This is a genomic window from Phytoamicus setariae (genome assembly GCF_016722925.1).
Lineage (GTDB): Bacteria > Pseudomonadota > Alphaproteobacteria > Rhizobiales > Rhizobiaceae > Rhizobium_E > Rhizobium_E setariae.
In genome coordinates, this window is record NZ_JAEQNC010000009.1 from 191,301 (window position 1) to 202,605 (window position 11,305).

6 protein-coding genes are annotated in these 11,305 nt (G+C 62.3%); 4 read left to right on the plus strand and 2 right to left on the minus strand.

Features of this window, described 5'->3' with window-relative positions; translation table 11 throughout:
• Positions 1 to 2: 2 nt before the first annotated feature.
• The gene (locus JJB09_RS17225) at positions 3 to 1,115 is read right to left on the minus strand and encodes an RHE_PE00001 family protein (protein WP_201660796.1); all 1,113 of its coding nucleotides are present in this window, start codon (positions 1,113 to 1,115) and stop codon (positions 3 to 5) included.
• A gap of 116 nt (positions 1,116 to 1,231) precedes the next feature.
• Between JJB09_RS17225 and JJB09_RS17230 the strand changes: the two genes are divergently transcribed.
• The 3 genes from JJB09_RS17230 to JJB09_RS17240 all read left to right on the plus strand — a co-directional run bounded on the left by JJB09_RS17230 (position 1,232) and on the right by JJB09_RS17240 (position 6,861).
• A complete protein-coding gene (locus tag JJB09_RS17230) occupies positions 1,232 to 2,497 on the plus strand; it encodes a metallophosphoesterase family protein (RefSeq protein ID WP_201660799.1) in 1,266 nt (421 codons plus the stop codon).
• Positions 2,497 to 5,988, plus strand: coding sequence for an AAA family ATPase (locus JJB09_RS17235; protein ID WP_201660802.1), 3,492 nt, complete (start codon positions 2,497 to 2,499; stop codon positions 5,986 to 5,988). Before JJB09_RS17230 ends, JJB09_RS17235 begins: the two co-directional genes overlap by 1 nt.
• Before the next feature lie 99 nt (positions 5,989 to 6,087).
• The gene (locus JJB09_RS17240; protein WP_201660805.1) at positions 6,088 to 6,861 is read left to right on the plus strand and encodes an alpha/beta fold hydrolase; all 774 of its coding nucleotides are present in this window, start codon (positions 6,088 to 6,090) and stop codon (positions 6,859 to 6,861) included.
• A gap of 20 nt (positions 6,862 to 6,881) precedes the next feature.
• Here the strand turns inward: JJB09_RS17240 and JJB09_RS17245 are convergent, their stop codons facing one another.
• Complete coding sequence (locus JJB09_RS17245; RefSeq protein WP_201660978.1) at positions 6,882 to 7,361, minus strand: Lrp/AsnC family transcriptional regulator; 480 nt, start codon at positions 7,359 to 7,361, stop codon at positions 6,882 to 6,884.
• Positions 7,362 to 7,594: 233 nt separating this feature from the next.
• On the opposite strand from JJB09_RS17245, the gene putA reads away from it, so the two are divergent.
• A complete protein-coding gene (gene putA / locus JJB09_RS17250; RefSeq protein ID WP_201660808.1) occupies positions 7,595 to 11,278 on the plus strand; it encodes a trifunctional transcriptional regulator/proline dehydrogenase/L-glutamate gamma-semialdehyde dehydrogenase in 3,684 nt (1,227 codons plus the stop codon).
• Positions 11,279 to 11,305 lie beyond the last annotated feature (27 nt).

Sequence of the window (11,305 nt, forward strand, 5' to 3'; positions counted from 1 at the left end):
TTTCAGATAACGCCCCATGCCCGGAAGCGGCCGCGCCCGGTCATCTCGCGCAGCCCCAGTTCCTCGGCAAGAACGACCGCACCCTGCTGCGTGACCTTCAGCTGCTTGGCGATCATGCCCGCCGAAACCATCGGCCTCGACAGCACGAAATCGATCAGTTGCGGCAGCTTGCTGTTTGAGCGCCGCCCCACCACCTTGCGTTCGAGAGAGCGACGCGCATTGTCCAGCCGCTCGTGCTCGCCAAGCCCAGCAAGCCCGGTGCGCTCGATGCCTTCGAGCAGCGCCAGCAACCGGGTCTTGCGATCGCGGGAGCGGCGGCGCTCGAAACGCACAGCACGCAGGCCGACATTGATGGCTGGAAGGTGCGCCCTAGCAAGCCCGCTTTCCCTGAGAATGGCGGCGGCAAACAGCCGACCAATCCAACTATCATGCTGGACGACCTCGATCTCGTTCCAGGCATCCAGCGCCAGTACGGCGCGCAGCACGGCCGGCAATCGCTCCGTCTCCGCAACGACGCGACGCCAGGCCGCCAAACGTTCGTCCTCGTCCCAATCCTGATCATAGATCAGGTCTTCGGACGACGTTGCTTTCGGATGAGACGAGGGTCGCGCCGCACCATCCAGAACAGCCTGGCTCCTGGCAATCACCGCATCGATGGCAGCCAGTTCCGCATCGAGGGCATCAACAATGTCGTTGCCTTCAGGCGACTGAACGGCGGCCCGCTTCAGTCCTGATACATCCTTCTGCTCGGGTGCGGACATTTCCTCCGACCGCCTGCCCCGCAATTCCGCAAGGCCGCTCGAGCTCAGGGCCCATGCCGGTTCGCGGGCAGCAATCTGGCGACGCGTCCTGAGCACTGCATGGGCAATGACCAGTTCATGCGTCGGCGCCCTAACATCCATGTGGACGTCGTGAAGCACGAGGTCCTCGAGATTCACCAGTTCGCCATCGAGCCAGAGGCAACCGGCCGCGTCGGCAAAATGCGCACGCTCGATCCATCCGTCGCGAATCGGCGAATGCGCCAGGCATTCATCAAGGCGGGCAATCGCCTCACTTGCCCGTGTCACGGGAAGCAGCAGGTCATGAAGCGGCAGTTTTCCGATACTGTATGGCATTGGTTCTTGGCTATCATACCTGTCTGCGATTGGCATCCAGTATTCTTACTCACCGGCGTGGCCAAAGTCCGAGCCGGCACTTGTCACACGTGCAGCGGGCATGCGAATGATCCGTCATGGCATTTCGTTTCGTTCACACCGCCGATATTCATCTCGATTCGCCGCTCCGCTCGCTTTCCCTCCGGGATCCCGACCTCGCGGCCCTGATCGGAAACGCTACGCGGCAGGCGTTCGTCGGCATCGTCGATCTCTGTATCGAGGAAGCGGTGGACGCGCTGATCATTGCTGGCGATCTCTATGACGGCGACCAGACGTCGATGAAGACTGCCCGTTTCCTCGCCTCGCAGATGGAACGGCTGCATCAGGCAGGCATCGATGTCTTCACCATTCGCGGCAATCACGACGCGCTGTCTCGGATCACCCAGGAACTGATCCTGCCGCCATCCGTCAAAGTGTTCGGCGGCCGCGCCGAAACGGTGCTATTTGCCAAGGGCGGCCTCGATATCGCCATTCATGGCCTGAGCTTTTCCAAGCCACAGGCTCCCGAAAGCCTGCTGCCAAAATACAAGCCACCCGTACCACAGGCGATCAACATCGGCATCATGCATACAAGCCTCGCGGGCGCGCCGGGCCACGATGCCTATGCGCCGTGCAACGTGGCGGATCTGCATGCCTCCGGATTCGACTACTGGGCGCTCGGCCACATTCATGCGCGAACCAACCACAAGGGCAGTGCCACCGTCATCATGCCGGGAATGCCGCAGGGGCGCGACATCAACGAGGCCGGCGAAAAGACCGCGACGCTGGTGACTGTTGGTGACGACCGCTCGGTCACCGTGGAGGAACGCCTGACCGGCATTGCGCAATTCGGCAGGGTAAGTGTCGACCTGTCAGGCATTTCCGAATGGCGCGATGCCATCGGCGCGATCGAAACAAAGCTCAATTCCGAGCGAGAACGGACCCGCTCCGACCATCTGGTCGCGCGGATCAGCCTGAGCGGCTCGACACCGCTCTCGTGGCGGCTACGGCGCGATGGAGACCTGTTGCAGGCCGAAGCCGAACAACGCGCCGAAAGCATCGGCCGCACATGGATCGAGAAGATCGAGCTTGCCGTCAGTTCGGGAGAAGCCGTGACATCGGCAAATGCCGACCCGGTGGCCGAACTCGGCGAGCTGATGCGCGGCGATATCATCACCCGTCAAGGTTTTCGCGAGGATGTGCGCCAGCTGGTCAAAGACCTGCTGGACGACATTCCGCAGGAAAGCCGGGGCTTTGCCGGGAGCGACGAAACCCAATTCGAGGCGTTCGTCAACACGCTCCTCGGCGAGAGCGTCGAGGACATCACCGCCCGCCTCAAGGCGACCGACCGGGAGCAATCGTAATGCGCCTGCGTCGCCTCGATCTTACCCGCTACGGCAAATTCACCGATTTTACGATCGATTTTGGTGAGGCGACCGCCGGATCGCCGGATCTGCACATCGTCTACGGATTGAACGAGGCCGGAAAATCCACCACGTTCTCGGCGTTCCTCGATCTTCTCTTCGGCATCCCCGAGCGCAGCCAGTACAATTTCCTGCACCAGTACAGCACGATGCAGATCGGCGCACGGCTGCAGTTCAACAGCGGCGACCATGAACTGGTCAGGCTCAAGCAGCGCACCGGCAGCCTGCTCGACGAACGCGGCCAGCCGGTCAACGAAGCCCTGCTGGCATCGGCGCTCGGCGGCATCAACCGCGACGCCTACCGGACGATGTTCTCGCTCGACGACCAGTCCCTCAAGGAGGGCGGCAACGCCATCATCCAGAGCAAGGGCGATCTCGGCGAATTGCTATTTTCGGCGAGCGCCGGCCTTGCTGGCCTGAGCCGCTCGCTTGCGGCTGCGGGCGACGATGCCGGCGCGATCTACAAGAAGCGCTCATCGAGCACCCGGGTTGCCGAACTCAAGCGCACCCTCGCCGCCCTGAAATCCCGTCGTGACGAAATCGATACGTTCGCCAACGCCTATGCGGCGCTGGTCGGTGCCCACGGCCAGGCTCAGGGCTCGTATGACAAGGCAATGGGCGAACTTGCCGAAGCCCGCAGCAAACATGGCGAAATCTCGCGCCTGCTCAATGCGCTGCCGCTGACAGCGGAAGCAGCCCGGCTTGAAACACAGCTTGCCGATTTTGCCGACCTGCCGCGCCCGCCATCGGACTGGTTCGCGCTGCTGCCCCAACTTTCCCGTGACGAGACGCGCCTTCTGACGCTGGTCGACACTGCCGACCGCACGATCGATACGTTGAAAGACGAGATAGAAGCAATTCAGCTTGATGACGGCCTGCTTGCGCTTGCCGGGCGCATCGAGGCTCTGGAGGATGGCCGCGCGCGATACCGTACGGCCGAGAGCGACCTTCCCAAGCGCAAGGCCGCTCTTGCCGAACAACAGGCATTGCTTTCATCCATTCTCACCACGCTCGAACGCGCGGGCGATCCTGAGCCGAGCCAATTGCTCGTACCTGCCTCGTTGACAGGCGCGATCCGCGAACTGATCGAAGCGAGATCCGGAATAGAAGCGCAACTGGCCAGCGCCGAGCGCGAAGTCCTGCGGGCAAATGACAGTCTGGAGCGCCATCTTGATGAGGAAAAGCACCTCTGCGCCTCTACAAAGGCGCCAGCGCCGGAACTTCTGGCCCGAATTGGTCGTGCGCTCGCCCAATGGAACCTGCCGCTCGTTCAGTCCCGCCTGGCGGTCGAGGAACGGACGCGCCAGCAGCTCATGCGGGCCTGCGAGGCCCACTTCGCAGCGCTGAAACCATGGACAGGGGACGCCGCCGCACTGCGCGGGTCGAAAACCGCCGAACCCCGTCAGATCGAGACTTGGCGCATCGCGACGGCGGCCATCGACAAGCGCGTCGCAGACCATCAGAACCGTTTGCGCGACCTGGCGACGGAAAGACGGGCTTCCGAAACGAAAATTGGGCTGCTCGAGGAAGCCGGGCCGATCGACGACACGGAAGCCCTGCAGATACGCCAGGCACGCGATACAGCGTGGCAAGACCATCGCAAGAGGCTCGATGATGAAAGCGCTGGCGCTTTTGAAGTGCAGATGCGGCGCGACGATGTGCTTGCGGAACGACGTCTGAGCTGTTCGCGGGATCTGGCCGAGCTGCGCCAGTACAGGCAAGCAGCGACAATGGCCGCCGATTCGATGGATCGCCATCAGGAACTGCTGGACGAAGCGCGCGCCGAATTGACCTGCTTGACCGACACAATGCGCGGCCATCTGCCGACGCCCGACTTTACCGGTGCTGACAAAACGGCCGGCGAGATCCTCACGAACTTGGAAAGCTGGGCCAGTCGCCGCAATCAGGCGCTTGACGCCTCGCATGCCTTGCAGCAGTCCGAAGACGAGACCACGCAGATCCGGCAGGATATCGCGACCCACCGCATCGTCCTCGAAACAGCGATGACAGACGCTGGATCATCTGATGCGACCCAGCTTCAGGACATTGAGCTGGCCGAGGCGGCCGCAGCTCTGCTGGCCGAGGCGGAAAAGGTGAATAATGCACAAGGCGCCTTTGCAAAGACGCTGGCGAATCTTGAGCGTGACCTGATGGAGCGTCAGCGCGACAATGCACAAGCACGCGATGCGATGGATAAATGGCAGGGCGCGTGGAACGCTTCGCTCGGGCAGACATGGTTCAGCGACAAGGCCGGGTCCGTCGCTTCGATCCGCGAAATCCTGAATGTGCTTGCCGATCTTCCCGGCGCGATCCGCGAGCGCGACCAGCTGGCGCAACGCGTCACGACGATGGAGCGCGACCAGGCGGCTTTTCAGGCCGATGTCGAAGCCATCGTCGCCGAACTCGGTCGCCTCGCTTTGCCGACAGATCCCCGGTCCGCCGCCGACGCGTTGCTGGCCGACCTGGAGGCCAGCCTGCGCGCCCGCCAGATGCGCACGGACAAGGGCGCCGAGCTGGGCCGACAGATTGAGAAAAGGCGCACGCTCGAATCCGAGCGCGCCCTTCATGAAGCCAGGAAGGCGGAGCTGACGGATTTCTTCGGCACAGACACGTTGACCGCAGTCAATACCTGTCTCGAACAGGTGCGCAGCAGGCAACAGCTCGAGGATCGGCTATCGACGTTGAAAGACCAGATCGTCAGCGGGCTGCGTGTCGAGACATACCAGCGGGCACAAGACCACCTCGCTGCAATGGATGCCGCTGCCGCCGAAAGAGACGCGATCGAGCTGGAGCAGCGTATCGATGACCTGACCGAACGCACCAAGCTCCTCTATGCCGAGGTGACGCGAACTGCTGACAAGCTGGAGGCCGTGGGCGGAGACAACTCGGTGGCGGCAATCGAGGCCGAGCGCCGGACGATTTTCCTCGAGATCGAGGACCTTGCGATCCGCTATCTCAGGCTGAGGACCGGCACGCTGGCAGCCGAGCAGGCACTGTTTGCCTATCGCGAGAAACACCGCAGCTCGATGATGGTGCGGGCCTCCGAAGCATTTCGCCAGATCACCCGAGGCGAATATACAGGCCTTGCCGCTCGGCCGGACAAGGACAAGGACAAGGAAATCCTGATCGGCATGGCCCGCGACGGCGGCTCCAAGCTTGCCGAGGCGATGTCAACGGGAACGCAGTTCCAGCTCTATCTGGCCTTGCGCCTCGCCGGTTACGAGGAATTTGCCGCCGTGCGGCCCGCAGTACCGTTCATCGCAGACGACATCATGGAAAGCTTTGATGACCCGCGCTCGGAAGAAGTGTTCCGTCTGCTTGGCGAAATGGCGAAAGTCGGTCAGGTCATCTACCTCACGCACCACCGGCATCTCTGCGACATTGCCAGCGAAGTCGTGCCGGGCGTGAAAATTCACGACATCAACGGATAACGAGGCCACCGACGGCCTCATTTGTCTCCGTCTGCAAATTTCCACTTGAGAGAACCTGCCGAAATCGATTGAAAGGCCTGAAATAAGGACTTGGATTCGATGACGACAGAAACGTGGATAGAGATTCAGCAAGGACGGCTGTTTGCCAAGTGCTGGGGAACCGGCATCGAAACCGGCGCCCGCGCTCCAATCCTGCTGTTCCACGACTCTCTGGGTAGCGTTCAGCTCTGGCGCGATTTTCCCAGGCATCTTGCCCATGCGACAAGTCGGCAGGTGATTGCCTACGACCGGCTGGGTTTTGGCAAGTCCGACCCGCGTTCCGACAGACTCACCCTCGATTTTATCCAGGAAGAGGCGAAGGCGATTATTCCGGCATTGCAGGACCAGTTGGGTTTCGACCGGTTTGTGGCCTTTGGGCACAGTGTCGGTGGCGGAATGGCGATCGCTGCGGCAAGTTCCCATCCTGCGTCGTGTCAGGCGCTGGTGACGGAATCAGGGCAAGCCTTTGTAGAGGATCGTACGCTCGAAGGCATCCGCGAGGCAAAGCGGGCGTTTGCCATGCCCGGCCAGATCGATCGCCTGAAAAAGTATCACGGCGACAAGGCCGAGTGGGTGCTGAACGCGTGGACCGAGACCTGGCTCTCCCCGCAATTTGCGGACTGGAGCCTTGATGCTGAACTATCTGCAGTGCTGTGCCCTGTGCTTGCAATCCACGGCGACAAGGACGAATTCGGCTCGATAGAACATCCGCGTCGCATCGCAGCGGCGGTCGCCGGGCCTGCGACGGTGGAAATCCTGGCGGATTGCGGACACGTGCCGCATCGAGAGAAGGAAAACGATGTCCTCGACAAAGTCGCGGCGTTTCTCAGCTAGATAGGGCTGCCGTTTCGGCCTTATCTGGAAGATACCGAGCGCCCGCTTTCCTTGACCGACTCCATCGCCACCGATGTCGAGGTGCTGGCGACATGCGGCAGGCTGGAGATCTTTTCGCCGAGCACCTGCCGGTACTTGCGGATATCCGACGTCCGGACCTTGAGGAGATAATCGAAGCGGCCGGCGATCATGTGGCACTCCTCGACTTCCTTGATCTTCTTGACCGCAGTATTAAACTCGTTGAGCGCCTTCTCCTTGGTATCGGAGAGTTTGACTTCGGCGTAGGCGACGTGATCGACGCCAAGCTTGCGCGGGTTGAGCACGGCGCGAAAACCTTCGATATAGCCTTCTTCGATCAGCCTGTTCATGCGCAGCTTGCACGGCGTCTGGGACAATCCGACAGCCCTGGAAATGTCGGTGATGGACATCCGCCCGTCCTCGACCAGCAGATCAAGAATCTTCTGATCGAAGTAGTCTATTTCACCATCCACAGCGCCCATACCGACGAATTCCACCTTAGTATCTCTACATTTCTGCAAAGTACGAATGTTTTCATCCCATTTCAAGTGAGAAACACCAAAAGCGTTCTGGTAGGTTCCCCGCGACTGCATATTGGAAGGCGCAACCGGCATCGATCTGGTAGGATTGAACCCGCGTGGCCGCATGCCAACTGCCTTCGAAAGCTCGGATTTACAGCAACAGTTCTGAAATCGCCGCACAGAGGTCAATTGAGATGAACACACAAGCCAACAAAACCCGGACCGACCTTTTTGCAGCGTTCGCGCCTGCAGTCCAGGCGCAGAGCGCGCTGCGCCAAACGATCACGGCAGCCTACCGACGCGACGAGGCGGAATGCCTCAAGCCGCTGATCGAGGCTGCCACCGTCTCGCCGCGCCTGAGAGAAACCTCGGCAAGCACGGCCCGCAAGCTGATCGAGGCGCTGCGCGCCAAGCACAAGGGCTCGGGCGTCGAAGGACTGGTTCACGAATACTCCCTGTCGAGCCAGGAAGGCGTGGCGCTGATGTGTCTGGCTGAGGCGCTGCTGCGCATTCCCGACACCGAAACCCGCGACGCGCTGATCCGCGACAAGATCGCCGAAGGTGACTGGAAGTCCCATATCGGCGGCGGCAAGTCTCTGTTCGTCAATGCGGCGACCTGGGGTCTCGTGGTCACCGGCAAGTTGACCTCGACCGTCAACGACCGCAGCCTGTCGGCCGCGCTGACACGCCTGATCGCGCGGGCCGGCGAACCGGTCATCCGTCGCGGCGTCGACATGGCCATGCGCATGATGGGCGAGCAATTCGTCACCGGCGAGACCATCGACGAAGCGCTCCGCCGCTCCAAGGCCCTTGAGCAGAAGGGATTCCGCTATTCATACGACATGCTCGGCGAAGCCGCCACCACGGCCGCCGACGCCGAACGCTATTTCAAGGACTACGAGAACGCCATCCATGCCATCGGCAAGGCATCGGCCGGACGCGGCATCTATGAAGGACCGGGCATTTCCATCAAGCTTTCGGCGCTGCATCCCCGCTACGCGCGCTCGCAGGCCGATCGGGTGATGGGCGAATTGCTGCCGAAGGTCAAAGCACTCGCTCAGATCGCCAAGAGCTACGACATCGGCCTCAACATCGATGCCGAAGAAGCCGACCGTCTGGAAATCTCGCTCGATATCCTTGAAAGCCTGTGCCTCGACCGCGATCTGGCTGGTTGGAACGGTGTCGGCTTCGTCGTTCAGGCCTATGGCAAGCGCTGCCCCTTCGTGCTGGATTTTATCATCGATCTGGCGCGCCGGGCTAACCGCCGCATCATGGTCCGCCTGGTCAAGGGCGCCTATTGGGATGCGGAGATCAAGCGCGCCCAGCTCGACGGTCTGGAAAGCTTCCCGGTCTTCACCCGCAAGATCCATACCGACATTTCCTACATAGCCTGCGCCCGGAAGCTGCTCGCCGCGACCGACTTCGTCTTCCCGCAGTTCGCCACCCACAATGCCCAGACGCTCGCCTCAATCTACCATCTGGCCGGGAACGATTTCCAGGTCGGCAAGTACGAGTTCCAATGCCTGCATGGCATGGGCGAACCGCTCTATGACGAGGTCGTCGGCAAGGAAAATCTCGATCGCCCTTGCCGCATCTATGCGCCGGTCGGCACGCATGAAACGTTGCTCGCCTATCTCGTCCGCCGCCTGCTGGAAAACGGCGCGAACTCGTCCTTCGTCAATCGTATCGCCGATCCCAAGGTGTCGATCGACGAACTGGTGGCCGATCCCGTCGATCTGGCGCGCGCGCTGCCGGTGGTGGGTGCTGGCCATGACCAGATCGCGCTTCCGGCCAATATCTTCGGCGCCAACCGGACCAATTCGGCGGGCCTCGACCTGTCGAACGAAGTCACCCTCGAGGATCTTGCCGCGGCGTTGAGGGCCTCGACAACCATCGACTGGCATGCACGCACACAGTTGGCGACCGGACCCGTCACCCGCGCCGCGCGACCCGTGCTCAATCCGGGCGACCGCCGCGACACAGTCGGGATCGTCGAGGAGGCTTCCGACGACGATGCCAAGCAGGCCGTGCGGTTGGCCGCAGAAGCGACCGCAGGATGGGCCGGTGTCCAGCCATGGGACAGGGCCGCATGCCTCGATCGTGCAGCCGACATCATGCAGGGCCGCATCCAGACGCTGCTCGGGCTGATCATGCGCGAAGCCGGCAAGTCCGCTCCGAATGCAATCGCTGAAGTCCGCGAAGCGGTGGATTTCCTGCGCTATTATGCCGAACAGACCCGCCGCACGCTCGGCCCGGCTCACAAGCCGCTCGGCCCGGTGGTCTGCATCAGCCCGTGGAACTTCCCGCTGGCGATCTTCACCGGACAGGTTGCGGCAGCGCTCGTCGCGGGCAACCCAGTCTTGGCCAAGCCCGCCGAAGAGACCCCGCTGATCGCCGCGGAAGCTGTGCGCATCCTGCATGAAGCCGGCATCCCGGCAAGCGCCCTGCAGTTCCTGCCTGGCGACGGCCGGGTTGGCGCAGCGCTGGTGGGTGCTGCGGAAACGGCCGGCGTGATGTTTACCGGCTCCACGGAAGTGGCGCGCCTCATCCAGGCGCAGCTCTCAGATCGGCTTTCCGCTACGGGCCGGCCGATCCCGCTGATTGCCGAAACCGGCGGGCAAAATGCGATGATCGTCGATTCCTCTGCGCTTGCCGAACAGGTCGTCGGCGACGTGATCGCCTCGGCCTTCGACAGCGCCGGCCAGCGCTGCTCGGCGCTGCGCGTCCTCTGCCTACAGGACGATGTTGCCGACCGGACGCTGACCATGCTCAAGGGCGCTCTCAAGGAATTAAGCATCGGCCGCACCGACCGTCTGGCTGTTGACGTCGGCCCCGTCATCACCGACGAGGCCAAGGGCATCATCGAAAAGCACATCGATGCAATGCGCGGCCTCGGCCGCACCGTCGAGCAGGTCGTCCTCGCCGGCGAAACGCAGGAGGGCACCTTCGTGCCGCCGACGATCATCGAACTCGACAAGCTTTCCGACCTGAAGCGCGAAGTCTTCGGCCCGGTCCTGCATGTGATCCGCTACAAGCGCGAAAACGTCGACCGCCTGATCGATGACATCAACGCGACCGGCTACGGACTGACCTTCGGCCTGCACACGCGCCTTGACGATACGATTGCGCATGTGACCAGCCGCATCAAGGCGGGCAACCTCTATGTCAACCGCAACGTCATCGGCGCCGTCGTCGGCGTCCAGCCATTCGGTGGCCGTGGCCTGTCCGGCACAGGACCAAAGGCGGGCGGTCCGCTCTATCTCGGCCGTCTGGTGCAGGTGCCGCCGGTGCCGCCGCATCACAGCTCGGTCCATACCGATGCCGCACTTCTGGATTTCGCTCTGTGGCTCGACGGCAAGGGCGCCAAGGCTGCAGCAGAGGTCGCCCGCGACTACGGCAGCAGCTCGGCTCTCGGCCTGATCTCGGAGCTTCCCGGCCCTGTCGGCGAAAGAAACCTCTACGCGCTTCATCCGCGCGGCCGCATCCTGCTGGTTCCGCAAACAGAGGGCGGCCTTCACCAGCAACTCGCAGCAGCACTGGCCACCGGCAACAGCGTCGTCATCGATGCCGCATCCGGTCTGGAACCGTCGTTGAAGGGTCTGCCGCAGACAGTGGCGGCGCGCCTCTCCTGGGCGAAGGACTGGTCAGTTGCCGGTCCATTTGCGGGCGCCCTCGTCGAAGGCGATGCAGAACGGGTACGCGCGGTCAACAAGCAGATCGCCGGGCTGCCCGGCCCGCTGGTTCTGGTGCAATCTGCATCGTCAGCCGAAATCGCCGGTGGTCAGGCCTATTGCCTGAACTGGCTTCTCGAGGAAGTCTCGACCTCGATCAACACGGCAGCGGCCGGCGGCAATGCCAGCCTGATGTCGATTGGCTGATACGGCCAGTCTTGAAAAACCACCCGG

Excerpts from the sequence above, each read along its gene's own strand:
- JJB09_RS17230 (WP_201660799.1), top strand. The coding sequence starts at position 1,232 with ATGGCATTTCGTTTCGTTCACACCGCCGATATTCATCTCGATTCGCCG.
- JJB09_RS17245 (WP_201660978.1), bottom strand. The coding sequence starts at position 7,361 with ATGGGCGCTGTGGATGGTGAAATAGACTACTTCGATCAGAAGATTCTT.
- JJB09_RS17235 (WP_201660802.1), top strand. The coding sequence starts at position 2,497 with ATGCGCCTGCGTCGCCTCGATCTTACCCGCTACGGCAAATTCACCGAT.
- JJB09_RS17240 (WP_201660805.1), top strand. The coding sequence starts at position 6,088 with ATGACGACAGAAACGTGGATAGAGATTCAGCAAGGACGGCTGTTTGCC.
- putA (WP_201660808.1), top strand. The coding sequence starts at position 7,595 with ATGAACACACAAGCCAACAAAACCCGGACCGACCTTTTTGCAGCGTTC.
- JJB09_RS17225 (WP_201660796.1), bottom strand. The coding sequence starts at position 1,115 with ATGCCATACAGTATCGGAAAACTGCCGCTTCATGACCTGCTGCTTCCC.